Genomic DNA, 23,933 nt, shown 5'->3' on the forward strand with positions numbered 1-23,933 from the left:
GCTTCCTTTACTGCGCAGAATCTACAGCAGGTCCAGGTCGATGAAATGCTCGACCTGGCGCTCGCCATCCACCCACTGCTCCAGACCGCTCTGGCGCCACAAACCTGACAGCGTGGCGTCGAAGGCGGGAGGGACATCGGCATAGCATTCCATCCAGGTCTGCACGCCGGCGCGGGTTTCGGGCCTGCGCATCAGCGTACCACCAATTCCGGTCGCCTCGGCAACGGTCTCCATCCAGCGGTGCCAGTGCGGCAGCGCTTCGGCCGCTGTGGCTTCCGGCACGCGGAAATAAACGTAGAGGTGATCGCTCATGACGGTGTCCTGCAGGTCAGCCGGCGGCCTGCGCGGCCTCGGACAGCGGTACTTCGTACGGAAGACGGCCCACTGTCAGCGCGGCGCCTTCGGCGCTGCCCAGGTGCAGGGCTGCCGCGACGGCGTCGATCTTCAGTTCGGCCAGGGCCGCCCAGCCGCCCTGGGGCGCCGGAGCGGCATTGACGATCATGCCGCACGGCTGCTGCGGGTCTTCCGGTCGGAAGATCTCCGCGGCCGGTGCCGGCACGGCGCCGTTGCCCTGTACCAGCCACATGCGGCGCTTGAGCGTGCCGCGGTACTGGCTGCGGGCCACGATTTCCTGTCCCGGATAGCAGCCCTTGCGGAAATTGACGCCACCGACGATTTCGAAATTGACCATCTGCGGCACGAACTGCTCCTGCGTCGCCGCGACGATGCGCGGGATGCCGGACTGGACTTCGAGCCAGTCCCAGAACGCCGCATCGGCTTCGGACAGCTGGCTTGCCAGCGCCGCTCGGATTTCGGCGGCGCGCTCGGCCGGCAGCAGCAGTTGCCAGCGCGCCTGGCCGGCGGCGTCCGGCAGGCGGACGACGGTCGTGCCGTCAGCGCTGTCGGCGGCGAACACGGCGTTGGGCGCGGCCAGCCCAGCCTTTGCCAGGGCCTGTGCGGCGTGCGGCCCGGCCACGCCGAGCACCGCGACGGCCGGCGTGAGATCGCTGAGTTTCGCCTTGGCGCGCAGCACGAACATGCTCAGGCGCTTCTGCAGCGCGGGCAGGACGTCGGCCGACAGTTGCAGCACGATGCCGTCGGCGTCGCGCCACATCAGGAAGCTGGCCTGCAGCCGGCCCTTGGGCGAGCAATAACCGGCCAGGCGCGCGGCGCCAGGAGCGAGATCCTCGACCGCATTGGTCAGCTGGGTGTGCAGGAACGTGGCGGCGTCGTCGCCCGCCACGCGGATCCAGCCAAGCCCGGACGGCGCGCAGACAATGCCCCTGCTTTGCAGGGCGTCAAGGCTGGCGGCGAGGTCCGGGGCTGGGGTGTTCATTTCAGGCATTCCGTTCAGGCGAGAGGGTGCGTTTGGCAGGTGCGCGCCGCGCGTCACGGCTCCGGTAGAGACCCGTCTCATCGTGGCGGCGCAAGGCTCCCGGTATTATATGGGGCTGCCGGCATTTCAGCCGGCGCCGGCGCGCGCGGCGGGCAGGGGGCATCACCCGCCACACGGACGCTGCCGAGACTGAACGGATTTCATGACACGTCTTTTCATCCGCCTGGGGCTCGTGGTCCTGGTGCTTGCCGCGGCTGTCGCCGGCGCTTTTGCATGGTGGGCCAACCAGCCGCTGGGGCTGTCCACATCGCCCGTCGAGGTCGTCATCAAGCCTAATTCGGGCGTCGCCAGCGTCGGTCGCCAGCTCCAGCGCGGCGGCGTGGGCATGGATTCGCGGCTGTTCCAGCTGTTGGTCAGGCTGACCGGGCACGGACCGGACCTGAAGGCGGGCGGCTACACCTTCGAGGCGGGCATCACGCCGCTGGGCGTGATCGGCAAGCTCGCGCGCGGCGAGGTGACGCATTACGTGGTCACCGTGATCGAAGGCTGGGAATTCCGCAAGATGCGCGCGGCCGTGGACGCCAGCCCGGCGCTGCGCCACGACACGCAGGGCATGTCCGATGCCGAACTGATGAAGGCGATCGGCGCCGCCGAGGCCGCGCCGGAAGGGCTGTTCTTCCCGGATACCTACCTGTTCGCGCGCGGCAGCAGCGATATCGAGTTGTACCGCCATGCCTACAAGGCCATGCAGCGGCGCCTGAACGAAGCCTGGAACGCGCGTGCCGCGGACCTGCCCTACAAGACCCCGTACGAGGCGCTGGTGATGGCGTCGATCGTCGAGAAGGAAACCGGCCAGGCCGCCGAGCGCCCGATGATCGCCGCGGTATTCGTCAACCGGCTGCGCAAGAACATGATGCTCCAGACCGACCCGACCGTGATCTACGGCATTGGCGAGCGCTTCGACGGCAACCTGCGCAAGCGCGACCTGCAGACCGACACCCCGTACAATACTTACACACGTAATGGCCTCCCGCCCACGCCGATCGCGTTGCCGGGGCTGGCCTCGCTGGCGGCAGCGACGGCGCCGGCGCCGTCGGACGCGCTGTATTTCGTGGCGCGCGGCAACGGCACCAGCCATTTCTCCAACACGCTTCCCGAACACAACCGCGCGGTCGACCAGTACCAGCGCGGCAAATAGGCATCCATGCGCGGAAAATTCATTACCTTCGAAGGCATCGACGGCGCCGGCAAGAGCACCCATATCGACTGGGTGGCGGCGCGCCTGCGCGAGCGCCAGGACCTTGGCGCCGTGGTCACCACGCGCGAGCCCGGGGGCACGCCGCTGGGCGAAGACCTGCGCCAGATTCTCTTGCATCGGAAGATGCACCTGGAAACCGAAGCGCTGCTGATGTTCGCGGCACGGCGCGAACATATCGCCGAAGTCATCGAACCGGCGCTGGCGCGCGGCGACTGGGTGATCTCCGATCGCTTCACCGACGCCACCTTTGCCTACCAGGGTGGTGGCAGGGGGCTGGCCACGGCGCGGCTCGAAGCGCTGGAAGACTGGGTGCAGGCGGGACTGCAGCCGGACCTGACGCTGCTGTTCGACGTGCCGCTGGAAACCGCCAGCGAACGCCTGGCTGGTGCGCGAGCGCCGGACAAATTCGAGGCCGAATCGCGCGCCTTCTTCGAACGCACCCGTACCGAGTACTTGCGTCGTGCCGCGCAAGCACCCGGCCGTTTTCGCGTGATCGACGCCACGCGGAGCATCGACCAGATTCGTGTCGAGCTTGAGAAAATCATCGCAACGCTTTGATTTTGAAGCTTTAGATTGATTGATAATATCGCTTTCGAGATGAAGGCGGCACTTCAGCCTTCACGGCTAACTGACTGATTCGCATGCTCTATCCCTGGCAAACGGAAGACTGGCAACGGCTTGGCGCGCTGCGCGAGCGGCTGCCCCATGCGCTGCTGATCCACGGCCAGCAAGGGACCGGCAAGCGCGACCTGGCGCTGCATTTCGCTCAGGGCCTGCTATGCGAGTCGCCGCGGCCCGATGGCCAGCCGTGCGGCCAGTGCGCGGCCTGCCACTGGTTCAGCCAGGGCAACCATCCCGATTTCACCGTGGTCCGTCCCGAGGCGCTGGAGGCTTCGGGCGAAGGCGAGTCGGACGACAGCGGCAAGAAGAAGGCGCCCAGCAAGATCATCCGCATGGAGCAGGTGCGGGCGCTGATCGAGGCGGTCGGCGTCGGGACGCACCGGGCCGGCTTGCGCGTGGTGGTGGTCTACCCGCTGGATGCCCTGCAGGCCGAAGGTGCCAACGCACTGCTGAAGACGCTCGAGGAGCCGCCATCTTCGACGGTGTTCCTGCTGGTCACCGACCGGCTCGACCGGATCTTGCCGACCATCCTGTCGCGCTGCCGCCAGTTTTCCGCGCAGCGGCCGACACCGGAAGCCGCCCTCGCCTGGCTCAAGAGCCAGGGCGTGGCGGACGCCGAAGCCCAGCTTGCACTGGCCGGCGGTTCGCCGCTGACGGCATTGCATGCCGCCGAAGCCGAGGAGCAGCCGCTGCAGCGCTGGCTGGTCGGCCAACTGGGTGCCGGCGCCGAGTTCGACGCGTCTGCTGCGGCGGAACAACTACAAAAGATGCCGGTCCCCGCCGTGCTTGGCATCCTCCAGCGCTGGACGTACGATCTGCTGAAATGCCGGCTCGATGCCTCGGGCGGCGCGGTGCCGCGCTACTTCCCGAAGGAGCGCGCGGTGCTGGCGCGTTGTGCCGGCGCATCGAGCGCCCATCGGCTGCAGGCGTTTGCGTCGCGCATCAATGCGCACCGTCGCAGCGAAAATCATCCGCTCGCGGCAAGGCTGGTGATGGAATCCGTATTTCTCGAATACCGGCAACTGTTCCAGTGACAGCGCTGGCGTAGCAGGCGAGGCCCGGCAACCGCCGGGGAGCAGCTGCGGAACACTTAAAACAGAACGATAGTCGGTCAAAAAGGGGTCAGTCATGAATGCAGAAGTCGCAACCATACCGGGGCGGGCCACCGCCACCATGGGTGGCGCACCATCGCGGCCGAACGTGTTGTCCTTGTCGATCAAGGACCAGGCGGGGCTCTATGCCGCGTACATGCCGTTCCTGGCGCGCGGCGGCATTTTTGTGCCGTCGAACCGGCCGTTCCGTCTGGGCGAGCAGGTGTTCCTGGTCCTGTCGCTGCTGGACCGTCCGCAGAAATACCAGGTCGCCGGTCATGTTGCCTGGATCACGCCGCCGGGCACGCCGATGAAGACGCCCGGCGTAGGCGTGCATTTCCCTGACGACGACAATGGCCGCAACCTGCGGCGTGCCGTAGAGGAAATCCTGGGCAAGCAGTTGGAATCCGGACGGCCAACCCAGACTTTATGATGGTTGCGAAGATTGCTTGGTAACTGGCTGATATTGAAGAATATTTTTTTAGTTTTACTGTAAGCACGATGGTGCCGGCGACATGCCCGGTACCGCTGCTCTCCGCAGCACCGTATTCGCGTTGCCCGTGGCGACGGCCGAGTCGGCGCGGTTGTCCGTAGCGTCCCGCCAGGCTAGCCGGTTTCCGGTTCCTGGGTCGCAGTACCGAGGTTTCCCCCATGTTTGTAGATTCACACTGCCATATCGATTTTCCCGACCTGGCCGCCCGTCTGCCTGAACTGCTCGAGAATATGCGCGCCAACCAGGTGTCGCACGCGCTCTGCATCTCGGTGACGCTGGAAGACTTTCCGCGCGTGCTGGCGCTGGCCGAGCAGTATTCGAACCTGTACGCCTCGGTCGGCGTGCATCCGGACTACGAAGAGGGCGAGGAGCCCACGCTGGAGCGTCTGCTGGAACTCTCCGCGCATCCGCGCGTGGTGGGCACCGGCGAAACCGGCCTCGACTACTACCGCCTGAACGGCCGCAGCATCGCCGATATGGCATGGCAGCGCGAGCGCTTCCGCACGCATATCCGCGCGGCACGGCAGACGGGAAAGCCGCTGATCATCCATACCCGTTCCTCGGCGGACGACACGCTGCGCGTGATGCGCGAGGAAAACGCCCGCGAGGCCGGTGGCGTGATGCATTGCTTCACGGAAACCTGGGATGTCGCGAAACAGGCGCTGGACGAAGGCTTCCATATTTCGTTTTCGGGAATCGTCACGTTCAAGAGTGCGGCAGACCTGCAGGAAACCGCCCGCAAGGTGCCGCTGGACCGCATGCTGATCGAGACCGATTCGCCGTACCTCGCCCCCGTGCCGTACCGCGGCAAAACCAACGAGCCGGCCTGGGTGCGCCATGTGGGCGAGTTCATTGCCAATCTGCGCGGCATCCCGGTGGAACAGCTCGCTGCGCAAACAACCGATAATTTCTTCAAGCTTTTCAAGCACATCAACAGGGAAGCTCATGTTTGACATGAAATCTATCCGCGCGCTGTCCGGCGCCATGCTGCTCGGATGCGCGGCGCTGGCCTGGGCCGCGCCGGCCGACGACATGCGCAAGGCCGTGGAATTCGACGACGCGCGCACCGTGCAGAAGCTGCTGGGCCGGGGCATCGATCCCAATATCGTGGACAGCCGCGGCGAGCCGGTGCTGGTTGTGGCATTGCGGGAAAAGTCCCTGAAAGCCGCGACGGCGCTGATCAAGGCCAAGGACATCGACTTCGACAAGGCCAACCCCGCCGGCGAAACCCCATTGATGATCGCCTCGCTGCAGGGCGAACTCGACATGGTCAAGCTGATGGTTGACGACATGGAGGCCGAGGTCAACAAGACCGGCTGGACGCCGCTGCACTATGCGTCCACCACCGGCCACAACGATGTCGTCAAATACCTGGTCGACCACGCCGCCTACATCGACGCCGAAAGCCCGAACGGCACGACGCCGCTGATGATGGCCGCACGCGGCGGCCACATCGAGACCGTGAAGCTGCTGCTCGACGAAGGCGCGGACATGCGGCTCAAGAACCAGCAGGGCATGACGGTGATCGACTTTGCCGAGCGCTATAACCAGGCCGAGATCGCCAATGGCCTCAAGTCGCGCTGGCAGAAGCTGTACCCGCAGGTGCCTATCGTCGCCGCGCCGCCGCTGAAGGCGCCCGTGGCGCAGCCCGGTGGCCAGCCAATGAAGGCAGCGCCCGCCAGCGGCAAATAATGTCGAAATCTGGTACGCGGACGGAGGCGATGCCCCTGAGCCGGCGCCTGCGGCAGTGGGCGCGCAGCCTCAAATCCAGTCTCGTGATGCTGTGGTTCTGCAGCCGCCATCCGGATACGCCGCTGGCCGCGCGTCTGCTGGCGGTGCTGGTTGTGGCCTATGCGTTCAGCCCGATCGACCTGATTCCGGATTTCATCCCGGTGCTCGGTTATGTCGATGATGTCCTGCTGGTGCCGGCTGGGATCTGGCTGGCCTTCCGGCTGGTGCCAGCTGCCGTGAAGGCGGATTGCCGCGCGCAGGCCGACACCTGGCAGGCGTCGAAGCAAGCGCGCCCACGCAACCTGTGGGCGGCGGGGGCGATCGTGCTGGTTTGGGCGTTGCTGGCGTGGCTAGGCTGGCGCTGGTGGTCGGGCCGCTGAACGCGCCCCGGTTCAGGCGTCGTCCGCCAGGCGCACGCCGGTGAACTGCCAGCGCTGGTGCGGATAGAAGAAGTTGCGATAGCTGGCCCGGATATGCGATTCGGGCGTCACGCACGAGCCGCCGCGCAGCACCATCTGGCTGCTCATGAACTTGCCGTTGTATTCGCCCACCGCCCCGGCGCTCGGCTGGAATCCCGGGTAGGGCAGGAAGGCGCTGCCGGTCCATTCCCACACATCGCCAAACATCTGGCGCAGCACGCCCGAGGTGTTCTGCCGGTCCGGCAGCGGACGCAGCACGCGGCCCTCGATGAAATTCCCCGTCGCCGGCAAGTTGCGGGCCGCATGTTCCCATTCCGCTTCGGTCGGTAGCCGGCGCTCGGCCCAGCGGGCAAAGGCATCGGCTTCGTAGAAGCTGATATGCGTGACCGGGCTTTCCGGGTCGACCGGATGCATGCCGCGCAGCGTCATCTGCCACCAGGTCCCATCGCGCTCCTCCCAATACAGCGGCGCCTGGATACCTTGTTCGCACACCCAGCGCCAGCCGTCCGACAGCCATAGCCCCGCAGTCTGGTAGCCGCCGTCGTCGATGAATTCGAACCACTGGCGGTTGCTGACCGGGTGCGAGCACAACGCATAGGGCTGCAGGAACACCTTGTGGCGCGGCCCTTCGCAGTCAAATGCAAAATCCTCGCCGCGACTGCCGATCTCTACAACGCCACCGTCAAAGCGGACCCAGTCCGGGGCCGGCCGCGGGTCGGCGACCACCGGCTCCAGCAGTTCCGGCGCGAACGCGGGCCGCAGTGGATTCTGCGCGAACAGGTGCAGGATATCAGTCAGCAACAGTTCCTGGTGCTGTTGCTCATGGTGCAGTCCGAGCGTGATCAGGGCGGCTTCGGCATCGGTCTGGGCGGAGCCGAGCAGGCTCAGCATCGATTCGTCCACCGCTTCGCGGTAGGCCAGGATCTCGTCCAGCGACGGCCGCGTGAGCAGGCCGCGGCGCGGGCGCGGATAGCGCGCGCCGACGGACTCGTAGTAGGAGTTGAACAGGAAGCGGTAGTCCGGATCGACCGGCTCGTAGTCCGGCATGCGGGCGGCCAGCACGAATTCCTCGAAAAACCACGTGGTGTGAGCCAGATGCCATTTGGCCGGGCTGGCTTCCTCCATCGACTGCACCGTGGCGTCGGCATCCGACAGGTCGGCGACCATGGCTTCGGTCGCGGACCGGATGTGCCGGTACTGCGCCAGCAAGGCGGGTTCGTGCGGCGGGTGGATGGCGGCGGCTGGCAGCAGGGCTGAAGTCATGCGGGCTCCCGGGATCGGTCGATGACTGAGGCGAAGGACGCGTCTGGCCGTTGCAGGCCGGCCAGTGACGTCGCCAAATGGCACGCGGGGCGCCGTAGCGCCCCGCATCCATCATAGACTCGATCCGCCGTCGCGGCGAGCCGGTGCCGCGACGCGGTCAGGCCGCCAGGCGGGCGCCGTCGTTCAGCGCGGCGAGCTCCGTGCGGGCGCTGCTCAGGCCGGCTTCGCGAGCGTCCGGACCCATGGCCAGGCCGTGGGCGCGCACGTACGTGATGTCGGTGATGCCCAGGAAGCGGAACACCACATCCACGGTCTTCTCGTGCAGGTCCAGTTCATTGGCGTCCTGGCGCACGCCGCCGCGCGACGACACGACGATCACGCGCTTGCCGCCGGCCAGGCCGACCGGGCCAGTCTCGGTGTACTTGAAGGTACGGCCGGCCTGGGCGATGCGGTCGATCCAGGCCTTGAGCTGGCTCGGGATGCCGAAGTTGTACTGCGGCACGCCCACCACCAGCACGTCGGCGGCCAGGAATTCGGCCAGCCAGGTTTCGGTGCGCTGCAGTTCGGCTTCCTGCACGGCGTTCAGGCCGTCCTTCGGGCCGCCCAGCACGGGCAGCAGGTTGCCGGACAGGTGGGCCGGGGCGTCCTGGTCCAGGTCACGCACCGTTACCGTGGCACCCGGGTTGGCGGCGACCAGGTCGGCCACGGCGCTGGCGGTCAGGTTGCGGGAAACGGAATTGCCACCAAGAACGCTCGAATCGATCTGCAGGATGTTCATGACTTTCTCCACTAAGGTGCGGTTGCGATGGAGGAAAGATAGCGGCTGGCCATTGGTATCGGTAGTGAGGCAAAATGCAAATAATTGTTCTATTCGTGCAACGACTGGCGCGCCCTTGATGCGTGTGACGTTGCGCAGGCGGAGGTGCCCACATGCAGGACCTGAACGATTTGTCGCTGTTTGCCCAGGTGGTCGAGCATGGCAGCTTTTCGGCGGCCAGCCGCGCCACGGGAATTCCGAAGTCGCGGCTGAGCCGGCGCATCGCGCAGCTCGAACGGGATCTGGGCGTACAGCTGTTGCGCCGGACGACCAGGCAGGTGCGCGTGACGCCGCTCGGCGAGTCCTTCTTCGAGCGCTGCCGCGCCATGCTGAACGAGGCGCAGGCCGCGCGCGAAGTGATCGAGCAGGCGCGCGACCAGCCGGGCGGCACGCTGCGCGTGAGTTGTCCGGTGGCGATTGCGCAGATTCTGCTGGCGCCGGCGATCGGCCATTACATGCGGGCCAACCCGGCCGTGCGCATCGAACTCGAGGCCACGAACCGTCGCGTGGATGTGATCGGCGAAGGCTATGACCTGGCGCTGCGCGTGCGCGAGATCCTGGAAGATTCCAGCCTCGCCGTGCGCACCTTCGGCGAAAGCCAGCTCATGCTGGTGGCCAGTCCTGGCCTGCTCGACAGCATCGGCCGGCCGCGCACGCCACAGGCACTCGATGGCATGCCGGGCGTCGGCCAGAAGCCGCACGATGGCAAGCACGTCTGGATTCTTGGCTGCAAGAGCGGCGAGACCATCCAGATTTCCTATGATCCGCGCCTGGTGACCGACGAGTTTGCACTGCTGCGCGAGGCAGCGATTGCCGGCATCGGCGTGGCCATGCTGCCGCGCATGTACTGCCGAGATGCGATCGACCGTGGCGAACTGGAGCTGCTGCTGCCCCAATGGGAAATGCCAGTGGGCACGCTGCACGCCGTGTTCCCGTCGCGCAAGGGCGTGACCCCGGCGGTGCGGCGCTTCCTGGATTTCCTCAGCGAGATCCTGCCCGAGAACGCGCGCAAGGTCGGCATGCACGAGGGCAGGGAGCCGGCGATGCACCGCGTGGTCTGACGGCGCGGCCGCGATCGCTTGCCGGGTTCTTGCGCCTTTACCTTCACGCCGCGGCGCACTAAGGTACATGGGCGAGAGCCCCTTGCGTGCGGGCGAAGTCGCTTGGCCACCGAACGGCCGGCCTGCTTCCCGGGTGCTCCGATTGTTCTCAACCGGCAAGGAGGATGGCCATGAGCGGCTCTCAGGGTTCGCAGGACTTGGGCAAGGCAGTGTTGCGCGTTGTGTTGGGCGCGCTGATCCTGATGCACGGCATTGCCAAGCTGAAGGGAGGCGTGGGCTTCGTCGAGCAGACCGCCACGCAGGCGGGGTTGCCAGCCTGGGTCTCCTACGGCGTCTATTTCGGTGAAGTCATTGCGCCCGTGCTGCTGATCATCGGCCTTTGGACCCGTGTTGCGGCGCTGATCGTGGTCGTGAACATGCTGTTCGCGATCGGGCTGGTGCACATCAAGCAGATCGGCATGCTCAATGAAACCGGTGGCTGGCAGCTGGAACTGCAGGGCATGTACCTGGCGGCCGGGCTGACGCTGATGCTGATCGGCGGAGGCAGGCTGGGTGTGGGTGGTGCCGGCCGGTGGAACTAGCTATGGCCGCCCGTTGCTGGAGGCGTATCGTGAAGGCCCCGAGAAGCTGGACGGCAACGGCCGTTGCCATGGCGTCGGTGCTGCTGACGGCCTGCGCCAGCGCGCCGGACATCAAGACCGACTACAACCGCAGCGTGAATTTCGACGCGTATCGCAGCTTTGGCTTCGTGAAGAACCCCGGCACGGACCGGCAGGGTTATGAAAGCCTGACGACGCAGTACCTCAAGGGCGCCGTGCAGCGCGAGATGACGTCGCGCGGCTACCAGTACAACGCGCAGTCGCCCGACCTGCTGGTCAACTTCAATGCGCGCATGCAGGAAAAGGTGCAGGTCACCCCGGCGCCGCCGCCGATGATGGGCTACTACGGCTATCGCGGCGGACTCTATGCGCCGTGGCCCGGCTACGGCTTCTCGAACGACGTTTACACCTATACCGAGGGCACCCTGAACATCGACCTGGTCGACCGCAAGGCGATGAAACTGGTCTGGGAGGGCGTCGCCGTGGGCAGCGTCGACACGGGGAACCAGTCCGATATCCAGCAGCGCATCGAGAAGGTGGTGAGCCAGATCTTCGCCCGGTACCCGTTCCGCGCCGGCCAGTAGGGCAGGGGGCTCTGTTGCCGTCGCGCCGCGCTTACGAAAACTTGCGCTTTATTGCGCGGCCCGACGGCATGGCCGGTCTGCTTAAACGCTACAATCGCTGCCCGTAGTTTTGAACGTGGCATGGCGATCATGGGTTTTGGCTGGTTCGGATTTTCGACTCTCTGGCTGGTGCCGCTGGTGTGGCGGCTCTTCGGTGGACTGCTTGCCGGTGAACGGCGCCTGGCCGGCCCCGGTTCGCTGCGGGTCTGGCTCGGTACGCTGATCGTGCTCTGCGCGAGCGCTACGCTCGAGGCCCTGACCGGCGGCGAAGGCGGGAGCGCGGGCGGCTCCGCAGGGCGCGCGCTTGGCGCCATGGTCGGGAATCTGTTTGGCTGGACGCCCGCCCTGCTGCTGATGCTGGGCGTGCTCGCGCTGGCCGCGCCGATGGTATTCGGCGAAACGTGGCGCGGCCTGTTCCTGCTGCGCAGGCCGCGCAGCGCGCCGCGTGCCGAAGACGCGCCCGCGGAATTCGTGCCGACCCAGCCGATGCGGGAACCTGAGCGCCGGGAATTCACGCCCCATAGCGGCGCCACGTCGGGCAACTGGAACGCGCCATCGGGGCGCCACCGCAGTTTCGACGCCATTTCGGCCCGCCGCCAGGCCGCCTGGCAGCCGCCGCCGCGCACGCGCGAGTCGCCGCCGCAGCCAGGGGAGCTTTGGCTGCATCAGGCCGAATCGCCGGGCGCGGTGAAGCCGCCAGCGCGCCCGGCCACGCCGCCCGTTGCCGAGCCGATGACGCCGCGCGCCACGCAGGCTCCGCAGCCGCGCCGCCCGATCAGCCTGCAGGCCGCTGCCGCGGCGGCTGCCACCTCGACACCCGCTGCAGCATCCCGTGCGGCCACGCCAGCGCGTGCCAAGGTCGTTAGCAGCGCGCCGCGCCAGCCGCAGCCCATCGTGCGCGCCGCCATCACGACCTTGCCCGAGGCCTCGGCAGTCGCTAACCCCGCACGCGCCGCGGCAACGGTTGTCCCGGCAAAGCAAGCCATGGCGCCCGCCGCTGTGCCAGCGGCAACTGTGGTCACTGCAACGCCTGCCGAGGCTGCCGCCGCGGTCGCAGAAACGGCAACCGATGTCGCCGTTGCCGTGGCCGAGCCCGCTATGGTGGAAATGACGGCGTCAACGGACGCGTCGAGCAGCCAGGCCGGTGACGCCGGCGCGGACGCTGTCGACGTGGACGGGTTTGACGGCGACGAGGCAACGCTGGAAGCCATCCGGGAGGAAGCCCTGCAGTTGCTGGCCGAGTTGCAGATGCTGTCGCGCAAGGCCGTCAGCCCCGTGCTCGCCGGTGAGGGACAGGCAGCTGCCACGCCGGCGGTGGACGCGCCTTCGCCGGAAATGACGAATGCCGGGGAACCTTCCCCTCGCACCGATCTCACCGTTGAAGCCGAAGCCGAAGCCGAAGCCGAAGCCGAAGCCGAAGCCGAAGCCGAGGTTGTCGTCGAAGCCGAGGTAGAGGTTGTTGACGTGGAATCCGTCCCGGAAGCTGCGCCGGCATTCGTCATGGAAGACGGTCCGCTGCCCGAGACCACGGTGGAAGATGCGTCCGAAGCGGAAACGCTCGTCGATGCCAATGTCCTGCTGGGCGCCCCCGAGCCTGAATCGGGGGCGCTGCCCGAACCGGAACCCGAACCGGCGCCCAAACCGGAACCCGAACCGGCGCCCGCCGTGCCTGCGGCGAAGCCGCGCATCGTATTGCCCGCGGTGGTCGGCAAGACCGTCGCGCTGAACGCCCAGCAAGCGGCCCAGCCGGCGTCTGTTGCGCCGGCCCTTGCGCCGGCTCCAGCGCCGCGTATCGTTGTCGACTATCGTTTGCCTCCGGCCGAATTGCTTGAGGGCGCTGCCGATCAGAGCGAGCCTGTATCCGAGGAACGCTTGCTCGAGACTCGCGAGCTGATCGAGCAGCGCCTGTCGGAATTCAAGGTGCCGGTCGCCGTGGTCGGCGCCAGCGCCGGTCCGGTGATCACGCGCTTCGAAGTCGAGCCCGCCATGGGCGTGCGCGGTGCGCAGGTGGTTGGGCTGATGAAGGACCTGGCGCGTGCGCTCGGCGTGACCTCGATCCGCGTGGTCGAGACCATTCCCGGCAAGACCTGCATGGGCCTGGAGCTGCCCAATGCGCGCCGGCAGATGATCCGCTTGTCCGAGATCGTGCGCGCATCGTCGTTCCAGTCGCACAGTTCGCGCCTGGTGCTGGCGATGGGCAAGGACATCACCGGCCATCCGGTCGTCACCGACCTGGCGCGCGCGCCGCACCTGCTGGTCGCCGGCACCACGGGCTCGGGCAAGTCGGTCGCGGTCAACGCCATGATCCTGTCGATGCTGTACAAGGCCACGCCCGAGGATGTGCGGCTGATCATGATCGACCCGAAGATGCTGGAACTGTCGGTCTACGAAGGCATTCCGCACCTGCTCGCGCCGGTGGTGACCGACATGAAGCAGGCCGCGCACGCGCTCAACTGGTGCGTGGGCGAGATGGAAAAGCGCTACCGGCTGATGTCGGCGCTGGGCGTGCGCAATCTCGCCGGCTACAACCAGAAGATCCGCGCGGCCGAGGCGTCGGAGCAGAAGGTGCCCAACCCGTTCTCGTTGACGCCCGACGCGCCGGAACCGCTGTCCACGCTGCCGCTGATCGTGGTGGTGATCGACGAACTGGCCGACTTGATGATGGTGGCCGGCAAGAAGATCGAGGAACTGATCGCGCGGCTGGCGCAGAAGGCGCGTGCCGCGGGCATCCACCTGATCCTGGCCACGCAGCGTCCGTCGGTGGATGTGATCACCGGGCTGATCAAGGCCAACATCCCGACGCGCGTGGCCTTCCAGGTGTCTTCCAAGATCGATTCCCGCACCATCCTTGACCAGATGGGCGCGGAAAGCCTGCTGGGGCAGGGCGACATGCTGTTCCTGCCGCCGGGTACCGGCTATCCGCAGCGCGTGCATGGCGCCTTTGTCGCCGACGAGGAAGTGCACCGCGTGGTCGAGCACTGGAAGCAGTTTGGCGAGCCCGACTACGACGAAGGCATTCTCGCGGGCGATACCCCCGAGGGCGGTGCCAGCGACCTGTTTGGCGACGGCGGCGGAGATGGCGAGGCCGATCCGCTCTATGACGAAGCCGCGTCGTTCGTGCTCAACACGCGCCGCGCGTCGATCTCGGCGGTACAGCGCCAGCTTCGCATCGGCTATAACCGTGCCGCACGGCTGATCGAACAGATGGAGGCCGCGGGCCTGGTCTCGCCGATGGGCCGCAACGGCGCGCGCGACGTGCTCGCGCCCGGGCCGGGCGACTGAAACCGGGAGCCGCCATGACCCTCAGCCAGGGCAACTTGTTCGCCGACGTGCCCGCGGGGGCGCCGGACGAAATCTTCCAGTCCCTGCTGGAGCGGACCGGACTGAAGATCGAGCGGATCATCTCCAATGGCCAGGCCAGTCCGCCGGGCTTCTGGTATGACAGCCCGCAAGATGAGTGGGTGCTGCTGCTGAGCGGCAGTGCCGGGCTGGAGTGCGAGGGCGACGCCGCCCCGCGCGTCTTGCACCCTGGCGACTGGCTGCACCTGCCGGCACATTGCCGGCATCGCGTGGCATGGACGGATGCCGCGACGCCCACGGTATGGCTGGCGGTCCATTGCGAGCCGGCGTAGCCGCTGAACCGACGTTGACGCCGTGGGCCGGGTGCCGGCCTGTCTCCCCTGATCTCCGCCTGGCCTGAATCCGAGCCGTGCCGCTGGTGCTCGCGTGCCGCTTCGAGCCCGGCGTAATGCTCGATGCGCTGCGCGAGCGCCGGCGGGGCGGGGAGGGGATTGGCTGGGCAGTCGTGCCCGGCGGGCGCTGCCCGCCAGGCACGACACCTCACTCACCCACCGGAAACACCGGCTCCCCCAGATTCAACATCAACCGGTTCGCCCACGCAAAGATTGCCACGGAGTGAATCAGATCAAGGATCTCGGCATCGCTGATCCCGGCCTCGCGCAGCGCCGCCAGGCTCTGCGCCGATACGCCCGCAGGATCCTCGGTCAATGCGATCGAGAACTTCGCAATCGCCTTCTCCCGCTCGGTCGTGCCCGCCGAGCGCGGATCCTCGAAGACTTCCTTGATCACGTCATTGCGCTTGGCCAACTGCTCGAAACGCTGAGCGTGTACCGACGCGCAATAGACGCAGCCATTGAGCCGCGACACGACGGTGGTCGCCAGCTCGCGCTCGGCGCGCGGCATGCCGCCGGGTGCGTACATGATCGCGTTGAACGCAGTGGAGCGCTGGCGCAGGATCTCGGGCTGGTGCACGAGGAAGCGGTAGTAGTCCTGCACCCGGGCCTTGGGATGGCTCTCGTCGAGCACGGCCATCTGCTCCGGCGTGGCCTGGTCCAGTTCGACGACATCGAGCCAGGCTTTCCAGTCCAGCACTTCATTGGTAAAGCCGTGGGCCTTGATGATCTCGCTCATGCTTGTGCTCCTGCGTTGTCGTTCAGCGCCTTCAGTGCATCGAGGCCGGCAACGAGCCGCACCTGGTACGACAGGAAGGCAATCAGCTGCGCCAGCGTGACCACGGCCGGCGTGCCCAGGCCCGCGGCGGGCAGCGCTTCCAGCGCGGCCTTGTCGCCCTCCACGGGCTTTTCGATCAGCGTGCGCGTGAACGTCAGGATGGCGCGCAGGCGCGGGTCGGCCGCGTCGGCGGGGCTGCCCTGTTCGGCAACCGATATGGCCGCCGTATCGACGCCAGCCACCGCCAGGCGCGCGCGGTAATGGTCGGCCAGTCGCGGCGACGGCGTCAGGCGCGCGGCGTAGAGCGCGACCAGCAGGCGTTCGGCCAGCGTCAGGCCGGGCAGCGCCGGATCGAACAGGGCGTCATAGCTGCCCTGAGTGGCGGCCACGACCTTGTCGCGCTTGTGGCGCAGCGCGTGCGTGGCGCTGCCGGGCTGCAGCCCGGTGATGGCATCGATCAGGTCCGGCGACGTGGGGGCTTGGCTCATGGTATTTGTCACGGTTCGGGTGGATTCAGGCGTTCAGTGCGGGCGGCGGCGCCGGCACCCATTCGTCGCCGAAGACTTCAGGCTCGGCATAGGCCTGCAGCGCGGCGTAGTGAAGTTCAACATCTTCCTGGTACAGCAGGCCGGCGATGCCCTGGCCCAATCGCCGGGCACCGTCGCTGATGGCCGGGATGTCGCCGGACACCGTGCCGTGCGACAGCGCGGCCGGATAGCAGAACGCATGGATGCGCGACAACCCCGGGCACGCGCCAGGCGTCTTCTCCTGGAATTCGAATGCGGGGCCAAGGTCGGGCGAGTCGGACAGTTCGCCGTCCTCCTGTCCCGGCCGTGGCACGAAACGATCGCGCCAGAAGCGGGTCTGGGGCGCGAACGCGGCGAATTCCGGACGCGTTTCCAGCGCAATGCGGAAACCGGTCGAGAAGATCAGGAAATCCAGTTCGAACACGCCCTTGGGCGTGCACACGCGCAGCACGTCGCCATCCACGTCTATGGCGTCAAGCGCGCAATCCAGGTTGAAGCGCGCGTTGGCATGGCGCGATACGCGCAGCGTGCTGCCGCGCGGCGGCGGCACCTGCTGGCTGTTGATGTAATGGCGCAGGCGCCATTTCCATTCATCGGGCAGCCCATAGTGGCCATGTGTCAGGCCGGGATTGCCAGCACCCTTGCTCTTGTTGACGCGCGGAATGTCCGCGCGGCGGATCAGCATGTCCACGCTGGCGGCGCCGGCTTCGAGCGCGGTGGCGGCGCTGTCCATGGCCGACGCCCCGGCGCCGACCACGCCCACGCGCTTGCCGCGCAGCGCGCCGTAATCCATCTCGTCGGATGAATGCGCCCACAGCTGGCGCGGCAGGTGCGCGGCGATTGGCGGCACGTAGGCGCCGCCAAGTCCGTCGCGGCCGGTGGCCAGCACCACGCGTCGGGCCAGCACGGTGCGCGCGCCTTCGGGCGTTGTCATCGACAGTGCGACCAGGCCGTCCGCGCGCGGCAGCACCTGTTCAATGCGATGCTCGTTGCGGATATCGAGATCGAGTACCTGTCGGTACCAGCGCAGGTAGTCCATCCATTGCAGCCGCGGAATCTTGTCGAGCGCTTCCCATGCATCGTTGCCGTACTGGGCTTCGAACCATGCACGGAAAGTCAGCGCCGGCAGGCCCAGCGCAGGGCCGGTGAGCTGCTTGGGCGAGCGCAGCGTCTCCATGCGCGCGGTGGTGGCCCACGGCCCTTCCAGGCCGGCCGGAGACTGGTCGAACGCGCAGGCCTGGATGCCCAGGTGCTTCAGCGTGGCGCTGACGGCCAGGCCGGCCATGCCGCCGCCGATCACGGCAACGTCGAGCACGGCTTGCCCGTCGTGGGTGCGCGGCATGGTCCAGGCCTTGGCGGGCAGTTCCAGCCAGGCCAGGTCCTGGCGCAGGCGGGATTCGAGCGCGGCCAGGCCGGCCTGGCCGCGTGGAGGGTCGGATTCAGTCATGGCTCAGTGATTCGGGGTTCTAGGTTGGGGCGGCGCCGTCGCCATACAGCGACTGGAGCAGGGCGCCGTGCTCGGACGGATCGCGGCGGATGAAATCGGGCAGCAGGGAGGCGGACGCCTCGGCCAATGCATCGACCAACCCGAGCACGACCGCGCTGGCAGGGCGCGCCTGTGGCGTGACCACGCCGAAATAGAACGGGATGTCCGCATCGAGCGGGCGCACGGCGATGTCGGTCAGCGGCAGGCCCCGCGCGGTCACGGGTTCGAGCACGGCGATGCCGAGCCCGGCGCGCACCAGCGTCAGCGCGTTGATCGAGGTATTGGTGTCGATCACGCCCGCCGCGCCAATGCCGGCGCTGGCAAACGCGGCATCGGTGCGGCGCCGCAGCCGGTACGGGTTCTGCATGGTGATGATGCGGCGCTGGCTGCAGTCCGCCAGCCGCACGGCCTTGCCATCCGCGAGCGGATCGTCTGCGCGCATGGCGGCCACGCAAGCTGCCTGGCCGATCCAGTGGACATTCACGCCGCGATGCTCCAGCGGCAGGCTGTTCAGGCCGATCTCGGCGGCGCCGGTCAGTACCGCGTGCACGACCTGCTCGGGCGACACGCTCCGTACTTCCACGCGCTCGGGCGAGCACAGCCCACGCCCGAAAGCGAGTGCCAGCGCCGCGGGCAGCAAGCCCGCCGACAGCGCCGGCGTGGCGGCAATCCGCAGCGGACGGCCATCGCCGCGCGCCAGCGCGGCGGCACGGGCGCGGATCTGCTGCAAGCCGGCCAGCGTCTGCTCGACTTCGTCATACAGAAGGAAACCCTGCTCGGTCGGACTGACGCGCGGGCCGCTGCGTGTGAACAGCGCAAAGCCAAGTTCGCCTTCCAGCTCCTGGATGAGCCGGGTGATGGCCGGCTGCGAACGGCCGAGCAGGCGGCCCGCAGCGGTGACGCTGCCAGTCGTGACGACCGCCGCAAAGGCTTCCAGCTGCCGGATTTCCATGGGACGAAGGATTGTGTATGCGAATTTCGGATTCTTATCGATCCATCATGCGTATGGCAAATACTATTTCGCTATGACGTCATGCGCACGCGCACGCCTATCATGTAGAGATGCCGGATGCACATCGGCCCACCCGTGCCCGCAGGAGCGCTGCCTTGTCATTTTTCCGCCGCAGTGGCGTTCCCGCATGCGCGGCAGCCTGGCTTGCCGGCCTGCTGCTGGCGTCGTTGCTGATGCTGGCAGGCGTGTGCCGGGCACAGGGCGGCGACGTCCTGCGCGTTGGCTCCAAGCGCTTTACCGAGTCCTACATCCTTGGCGAAGTGCTGACCCAGGCGGCCGGCGACGCGCGCCACCAGGCCGGGCTCGGCAATACGGCGATCGTGTTCGCGGCGCTGCGGGCCGGCAGCATCGACCTCTATCCGGACTACACGGGCACGCTTGCGAGCGAGATCCTGAAACTGCCGCCCAGCGCGACGCTGGCGCAGATCAACCAGGCCCTGGCGCCGATGGGACTGGGCGCGGGCATCGCGCTGGGCTTCGAGAACACCTATGCGCTGGCCGTGCCGGAGGCGCGTGCCGACGGCTTGCGCAAGCTGAGCGACCTGGCGCGGCAGCCGCGGTTGCGGCTGGGCCTGTCGCACGAATTCCTGGGCCGGGCCGACGGCTGGCCGGGACTGGCGCGCCGCTACGGGCTGCCGCAGCAGCCGGTCGGACTGGATCATGGCGTTGCCTATGAGGCGCTGGCGGCGGGGCAGGTCGATGCGATCGACATCTATTCCACCGACGCCAAGATCCGCAAGTACCGGCTGCGCGTGCTGGAGGACGATCTGCACTTCTTCCCGCGCTACGACGCCGTGGTGGTCTACCGGCTCGACGTGCCGCGCCGCTTCCCGGCCGCGTGGAAATCGCTGCAGTCCCTGGCGGGGCGCATCGGTGCCGCCGACATGGTGACGATGAACGCAGCGGCCGAGATCGACGGGCAGTCGTTTGCCGCAATCGCGCGCGGCTTCCTGTTCGGCCATGCGGCGCGGCGGGCGGAGCGCGGTGGCTTGCTGCAGGCGCTGCTCGGCCCGGACACGCTGCGGCTGACACGGCGCCACGTGGGCCTGGTGGCCGGTGCCGTGGTGGCTGCCACGCTCGCGGGCGTGCCGCTGGGCATCGTCGCGGCGCGGCGCCGGCGGCTGGGTCAGGGCGTGCTGGCCATGGTCAGCGTGCTCCAGACGATACCGTCGCTGGCGCTGCTGGCCATGCTGATCCCGCTGCTGGGGCGCATCGGTGTCTGGCCGGCGATGGTGGCGCTGTTCCTCTACGCGTTGCTGCCCATCGTGCGCAATACCTGCATCGGGCTGCAGCAGATTCCCGCGGGCATGCGCGACGCGGCGCGCGCGCTGGGGCTGCGCGATGGACAGGTGCTCCGCTACGTGGAGCTGCCGCTGGCGCTGCCGGTTGTGCTGGCCGGCGTGAAGACCGCGGCCATCATCAGCGTGGGCACCGCGACCATTGCCGCGTTCGTCGGCGCCGGCGGCTATGGCGAGCGCATCGCCACCGGTCTCGCGCTCAACGACACGGTGCTGCTGCTCGCCGGGGCGATTCCTGCCGCCGTGCTTGCGCTGGTCGTGCAGGCCGGCTTCGAGGCGCTGGAATGGACGCTTGGCCGGCACCAGCGTGGCGGGCCGGCCATCTGATATGCAAAAATCTCCGATATCTGATGCTGTCATGTTCCGCGGCTGGCGCCGATAATCGGCGCCAGGACAGGCAGCGCGCCGCAGTGGCTGCCAGGCGAAACAAGGAGGTAGCCAATGAACCCGTTGAGATTGGTCCGCACCGTACTATGGGGCTTCCTTGGCTTGCGCGAAGGCCAGGAGCACCAGCGTGACCTGGAGACCATGCGGCCGGTGCCGCTGATCCTGACCGGTGTGACGTTGGCCGCCGGGCTGGTGCTATGCCTGGTGCTGGTGGCAAAGTTTGCGGTAACCAGCGCCTGAGGCCGGCGGCCACCGGCAGGCTGAACCCCTATAACGACAAGACCGGGACGCATCCATGCTTTTCCCCGCACGGCGGTTGCTGACCGCCGCCACGCTGCTCGCCGGTCTGCTCGGTGGTGCCGCGCCCGCTGCCGCGGCGACGCCTGGCGCCACGGCCGATGTCGAGCGCGGCCGCTACCTTGCGCGCATCGCGAACTGCGTAGCCTGCCATACGAGCGAATCCGGCAAGCTATTTGCCGGCGGCCTGCCTATCCGCACGGCGGCGGGCACCGTTTACTCGACCAATATCACGCCGGACGCGACCGGCATCGGCGGCTACTCGCTGGCGCAGTTCGACCGCGCGGTGCGCCAGGGCGTGGCCCGCGACGGCAGGCGGCTCTATCCGGCCATGCCTTACCCGTCCTACGCGCGCATGCGGCCCGAAGACGTAGCAGCCCTCTATGCCTATATGCGGGCCGGCGTCGCCCCCGTCAGCCAGCGCAACCGCGATGCCGAGATGCGCTGGCCGTACAGCATGCGCCCGCTGCTGGTGGTGTGGAATGCGTTGTACCTGAGTGGTTCACCGGTTCGCACCGACGCAGCGAAGAGCGCCGAATGGAACCGTGGCGCCTATCTCGTGCAGGGCGTCGCGCATTGCGGCGCGTGCCATACGCCGCGCGGGTGGCTCTATGCCGAGAAGGGCCTGGACGAGCGCAGCAAGCGCTTCCTGTCAGGCGCCAGCGTAGAAGGCTGGTCCGCGACCAATCTCACCGGGGACCAGGTCACCGGGCTGGGCGCATGGTCGCGCGCGGAAATCGCGGAGTTCCTGCGCACCGGGCGCAATGCGCACGCAACCTCGTTCGGGCCAATGTCCACCGTGATCGCCACGTCGACCCAGTACATGGTCCCCGCCGATCTCGACGCCGTGGCTGCTTACCTGAAGTCGTTGCCCGGCGCGCGCGGTGAGACCGAGCCGTTCCGGCATGATCCGTCGGCGGCGCCGCGCCTGCTGCAGGGCCGCTTCGACAGCTCCGGCGCGCGCCAGTATTCGCAGTTCTGCATGCCTTGCCATGGCGCCGACGGCAAGGGCTTCGCGCGCGTGTTCCCGCCGCTGGCGGGCAACCCGACAGTGGCCGATCCGGACCCCGCATCGCTCGTCAACCTGCTGCTGAGCGGCGCCGTGACCGCGCGAGTCGACACCGCGCCGACCGACTATCACATGCCCGGCTATGGCTGGACCCTGGACAACCAGGAACTGGCCAACGTGCTCACCTTTATCCGCGGCAACTGGGGCAACCGCGCCGCGCCGGTCGGCGAAGCGGCCGTTGCCGCGCGCCGGCGCGAGCTGGAAACGGCCCGCTGAACCCGCCACGACGAACCCATGACGATTTCGCGCAGAGATTTCCTGAACGGCACCGCGCTGGCCATCGCCGCTGGCATGGCCCCCGCGCAACTGCTGGCCGCGCCGCAGGGGCAGCCCGGCGCGGCCTATCCGCCGTCGCTGACGGGCTTGCGCGGCAATCATGCCGGGACCTTTACGCTGGCCCACAGCCTCGCGCGCGAAGGTGCGAAGTACCCCACCGTGATGGCCCATGAAGCCTTCGACCTGGTGGTGGTGGGCGGCGGCCTGAGCGGCCTGACCGCGGCGTGGTTCTACCAGCGCCGCTTTGGTCCGGGCAAGCGCATCCTGATCCTCGACAATCACGACGACTTCGGCGGCCACGCCAAGCGCAATGAGTTCACGGTGCGGGGCAAGCGGCTGGTGACCTATGGCGGCAGCGCGGAAATGCCGCCCACGGCGGCAGCGGACGCCGCCATGCGCGAATTGCTCGGCGGGCTTGGCCTCGACGCGGCGCGCGCGCCGCTGGCCGAGCCGGCGGACCCTTACGCCGCGCTCGGCATGGGCCGCGCGGTGTTCTTCGATTCGGACCATTTCGGCCGCGACCAGTGGCTCGGCGGGGATCCGTTCGGCGAACTGGTCGACGCGCGCGGCGGGCGGCAGGGCGTTGCCGCGCCGGACGCTGCCGCGCTCAGGCGTTTCCTGGATGCCGCGCCGTTGCCGCAGCAGGACCGCGCGGCACTGGCGCGGCTTGCCGATGGCGGTACCGACTACCTGATGGGCATGGCCGCCGGCGAACGTGCCACGTATCTGCGCAGCACGCGCTATGCGGCGTTCCTGCGCGACAAGGCCGGCATCGGGCTGGCCGGGCAGCGCTTCCTGCGCAGCCGCGGCAACGACGCCTTCGCGCTCGATGCGGACGGCATCAGCGTGGCCGACGCCATCGGCATCGGCCTGCCAGCCGGTGCCGGCATGCCGGCACCAACGGTGGACGCGCGCCTGGGCAAATCGCCGGCCTCGCGGCTATGGTTCCCTGACGGCAACGCCTCGCTGGCGCGGCTGCTGGTGCAGAAGCTGATTCCCGGCGTGGCAAAGCTGGCGCGCCCCACGGATATCGTGAACGCGGCCTTTGACTACGCGCGGCTGGATCAGGACGGCGCCCCGGTACGGCTGCGGCTGGAAGCTACCGCCATCGCCGTGGACCCCGATGGCCCGATCACGCGCGTTACCTACGGCTGGCGCGGCAATCTTCATCGCGTGGAAGCGCGCCACGTGGTGCTGGCGGGCTGGAACATGATGGTGCCGTACCTGATGCCGTCACTGCCGGCCGCCGAACGCGACACGCTGCGCGGCGAAGTGAAGGCGCCGCTGGTCTATACCAAGGTGGCGCTGGACCACTGGCGCGCGTTTGCCGCGCTCAAGACGCGGCGCATCCATGCGCCGGCCATGGCCTATACCGACCTTTGGCTGGAGCCGCCGGCCGGCACAAGCCCGGGCGATCCCGCGGTGCTGCACATGCTGTACGTGCCGACGGTGCCCGACAGCGGCATGAGCGCGCGCGAGCGCTTCCGCGCGGGTCGCGCATTCCTGTTGGGCACGCCGTTCAGCGAACTCGAGCGCAGCATCCGCATGCAGCTCGACAGAATGCTCGGGCCGGCGGGATTCGCGTCGAAGGATGTGATCCGCGCCATCACCGTCAACCGCTGGGCGCATGGCTACAGCTATCGGCCCGACACGCTAGCGGGAGAAGACCCGGCGACGTGGGCATCGCCGGCGGGTGTCGGCAACGTGAGTTTCGCGGGCAGCGACAGCGCGGGCAGCCCGTCGCTAACTGCTGCGGTCGCACAAGGCCGGCGCGCCGTGGACCGTCTGGCGGGCTGAAG

General features: G+C 67.9%; 23 protein-coding genes and 1 pseudogene. 16 read left to right on the top strand and 8 right to left on the bottom strand.

All coding sequences use genetic code 11. From position 1 onward, the window contains the following. Positions 1 to 21 precede the first annotated feature (21 nt). Both ACIGJC_RS07015 and ygfZ read right to left on the bottom strand, forming a co-directional pair. On the bottom strand, positions 22 to 312 hold the full coding sequence (locus tag ACIGJC_RS07015) for a DUF4936 family protein (RefSeq protein WP_483711285.1): 291 nt from the start codon (positions 310 to 312) through the stop codon (positions 22 to 24). A gap of 16 nt (positions 313 to 328) precedes the next feature. Next, complete coding sequence (gene ygfZ, locus ACIGJC_RS07020; protein WP_483711286.1) at positions 329 to 1,336, bottom strand: CAF17-like 4Fe-4S cluster assembly/insertion protein YgfZ; 1,008 nt, start codon at positions 1,334 to 1,336, stop codon at positions 329 to 331. Positions 1,337 to 1,538: 202 nt separating this feature from the next. Between ygfZ and mltG the strand changes: the two genes are divergently transcribed. The 7 genes from mltG (at position 1,539) to ACIGJC_RS07055 (ending at position 6,910) form a co-directional block, all read left to right on the top strand. Further along, the gene (gene mltG / locus ACIGJC_RS07025) at positions 1,539 to 2,534 is read left to right on the top strand and encodes an endolytic transglycosylase MltG (RefSeq protein WP_483711287.1); all 996 of its coding nucleotides are present in this window, start codon (positions 1,539 to 1,541) and stop codon (positions 2,532 to 2,534) included. Between the two features lie 6 nt (positions 2,535 to 2,540). Then, positions 2,541 to 3,152 (top strand): dTMP kinase, encoded by a 612-nt coding sequence (gene tmk, locus ACIGJC_RS07030; protein ID WP_483711288.1) that lies wholly within the window; start codon positions 2,541 to 2,543, stop codon positions 3,150 to 3,152. An 83-nt stretch (positions 3,153 to 3,235) separates the two neighbouring features. Next, on the top strand, positions 3,236 to 4,249 hold the full coding sequence (locus ACIGJC_RS07035) for a DNA polymerase III subunit delta' (protein WP_483711289.1): 1,014 nt from the start codon (positions 3,236 to 3,238) through the stop codon (positions 4,247 to 4,249). A gap of 94 nt (positions 4,250 to 4,343) precedes the next feature. Further along, positions 4,344 to 4,739: a PilZ domain-containing protein gene (locus ACIGJC_RS07040; protein WP_483711290.1), complete on the top strand. Its 396-nt coding sequence runs from the start codon at positions 4,344 to 4,346 to the stop codon at positions 4,737 to 4,739. A 218-nt stretch (positions 4,740 to 4,957) separates the two neighbouring features. Next, a complete protein-coding gene (locus tag ACIGJC_RS07045) occupies positions 4,958 to 5,752 on the top strand; it encodes a TatD family hydrolase (protein ID WP_483711291.1) in 795 nt (264 codons plus the stop codon). Next, complete coding sequence (locus ACIGJC_RS07050; protein WP_483711292.1) at positions 5,745 to 6,491, top strand: ankyrin repeat domain-containing protein; 747 nt, start codon at positions 5,745 to 5,747, stop codon at positions 6,489 to 6,491. The genes ACIGJC_RS07045 and ACIGJC_RS07050 overlap by 8 nt, the downstream gene beginning before the upstream one ends. A 29-nt stretch (positions 6,492 to 6,520) precedes the next feature. Further along, on the top strand, positions 6,521 to 6,910 hold the full coding sequence (locus ACIGJC_RS07055) for a YkvA family protein (RefSeq protein WP_483711293.1): 390 nt from the start codon (positions 6,521 to 6,523) through the stop codon (positions 6,908 to 6,910). Between the two features lie 12 nt (positions 6,911 to 6,922). On the opposite strand, the gene egtB is transcribed toward ACIGJC_RS07055, so the two are convergent. Beyond that, positions 6,923 to 8,212 carry an ergothioneine biosynthesis protein EgtB gene (gene egtB, locus ACIGJC_RS07060; RefSeq protein WP_483711294.1) on the bottom strand — a complete coding sequence of 430 codons (1,290 nt, stop codon included), beginning with the start codon at positions 8,210 to 8,212 and terminating at the stop codon, positions 6,923 to 6,925. A 157-nt stretch (positions 8,213 to 8,369) separates the two neighbouring features. Then, a complete protein-coding gene (locus tag ACIGJC_RS07065; RefSeq protein ID WP_483711295.1) occupies positions 8,370 to 8,990 on the bottom strand; it encodes an FMN-dependent NADH-azoreductase in 621 nt (206 codons plus the stop codon). Between the two features lie 152 nt (positions 8,991 to 9,142). Between ACIGJC_RS07065 and ACIGJC_RS07070 the strand changes: the two genes are divergently transcribed. From ACIGJC_RS07070 to ACIGJC_RS07090, 5 genes are all read left to right on the top strand, one after another. Next, positions 9,143 to 10,090, top strand: a complete 948-nt coding sequence (locus ACIGJC_RS07070) for a LysR family transcriptional regulator (RefSeq protein ID WP_483711296.1) — start codon at positions 9,143 to 9,145, stop codon at positions 10,088 to 10,090. 170 nt (positions 10,091 to 10,260) lie between these two features. Then, entirely contained in the window at positions 10,261 to 10,671 is a 411-nt protein-coding gene (locus ACIGJC_RS07075; protein WP_483711297.1) for a DoxX family protein, read from the top strand. A gap of 68 nt (positions 10,672 to 10,739) precedes the next feature. Further along, complete coding sequence (locus ACIGJC_RS07080; RefSeq protein WP_483711480.1) at positions 10,740 to 11,273, top strand: DUF4136 domain-containing protein; 534 nt, start codon at positions 10,740 to 10,742, stop codon at positions 11,271 to 11,273. Between the two features lie 129 nt (positions 11,274 to 11,402). Next, positions 11,403 to 14,594 (top strand): DNA translocase FtsK, encoded by a 3,192-nt coding sequence (locus ACIGJC_RS07085; protein ID WP_483711481.1) that lies wholly within the window; start codon positions 11,403 to 11,405, stop codon positions 14,592 to 14,594. A gap of 14 nt (positions 14,595 to 14,608) precedes the next feature. Beyond that, positions 14,609 to 14,944, top strand: a complete 336-nt coding sequence (locus ACIGJC_RS07090) for a cupin domain-containing protein (protein WP_483711298.1) — start codon at positions 14,609 to 14,611, stop codon at positions 14,942 to 14,944. A gap of 208 nt (positions 14,945 to 15,152) precedes the next feature. Here the strand turns inward: ACIGJC_RS07090 and ACIGJC_RS07095 are convergent. The 4 genes and pseudogenes from ACIGJC_RS07095 to ACIGJC_RS07110 form a co-directional block, all read right to left on the bottom strand. Then, a pseudogene (locus ACIGJC_RS07095) lies at positions 15,153 to 15,731 on the bottom strand (peroxidase-related enzyme); the annotation flags it as partial. Positions 15,732 to 15,739: 8 nt separating this feature from the next. Further along, on the bottom strand, positions 15,740 to 16,270 hold the full coding sequence (locus ACIGJC_RS07100) for a CMD domain protein (RefSeq protein WP_483711299.1): 531 nt from the start codon (positions 16,268 to 16,270) through the stop codon (positions 15,740 to 15,742). Positions 16,271 to 16,295: 25 nt separating this feature from the next. Further along, positions 16,296 to 17,756, bottom strand: a complete 1,461-nt coding sequence (locus tag ACIGJC_RS07105) for a SidA/IucD/PvdA family monooxygenase (protein ID WP_483711300.1) — start codon at positions 17,754 to 17,756, stop codon at positions 16,296 to 16,298. 19 nt (positions 17,757 to 17,775) lie between these two features. Next, positions 17,776 to 18,747, bottom strand: a complete 972-nt coding sequence (locus tag ACIGJC_RS07110) for a LysR family transcriptional regulator (RefSeq protein WP_483711301.1) — start codon at positions 18,745 to 18,747, stop codon at positions 17,776 to 17,778. Between the two features lie 233 nt (positions 18,748 to 18,980). On the opposite strand from ACIGJC_RS07110, the gene ACIGJC_RS07115 reads away from it, so the two are divergent. From ACIGJC_RS07115 to ACIGJC_RS07130, 4 genes are all read left to right on the top strand, one after another. Further along, positions 18,981 to 20,432, top strand: coding sequence for an ABC transporter permease/substrate-binding protein (locus tag ACIGJC_RS07115; protein WP_483711482.1), 1,452 nt, complete (start codon positions 18,981 to 18,983; stop codon positions 20,430 to 20,432). A gap of 114 nt (positions 20,433 to 20,546) precedes the next feature. After that, complete coding sequence (locus ACIGJC_RS07120) at positions 20,547 to 20,732, top strand: DUF2970 domain-containing protein (RefSeq protein ID WP_483711302.1); 186 nt, start codon at positions 20,547 to 20,549, stop codon at positions 20,730 to 20,732. A gap of 55 nt (positions 20,733 to 20,787) precedes the next feature. Further along, the gene (locus ACIGJC_RS07125) at positions 20,788 to 22,074 is read left to right on the top strand and encodes a cytochrome c (RefSeq protein ID WP_483711303.1); all 1,287 of its coding nucleotides are present in this window, start codon (positions 20,788 to 20,790) and stop codon (positions 22,072 to 22,074) included. A gap of 18 nt (positions 22,075 to 22,092) precedes the next feature. Continuing rightward, positions 22,093 to 23,931 carry a flavin monoamine oxidase family protein gene (locus ACIGJC_RS07130; protein ID WP_483711304.1) on the top strand — a complete coding sequence of 613 codons (1,839 nt, stop codon included), beginning with the start codon at positions 22,093 to 22,095 and terminating at the stop codon, positions 23,929 to 23,931. Positions 23,932 to 23,933: the final 2 nt, after the last annotated feature.

The sequence above is a fragment of the Cupriavidus sp. C3SS-1 genome (assembly GCF_057073755.1).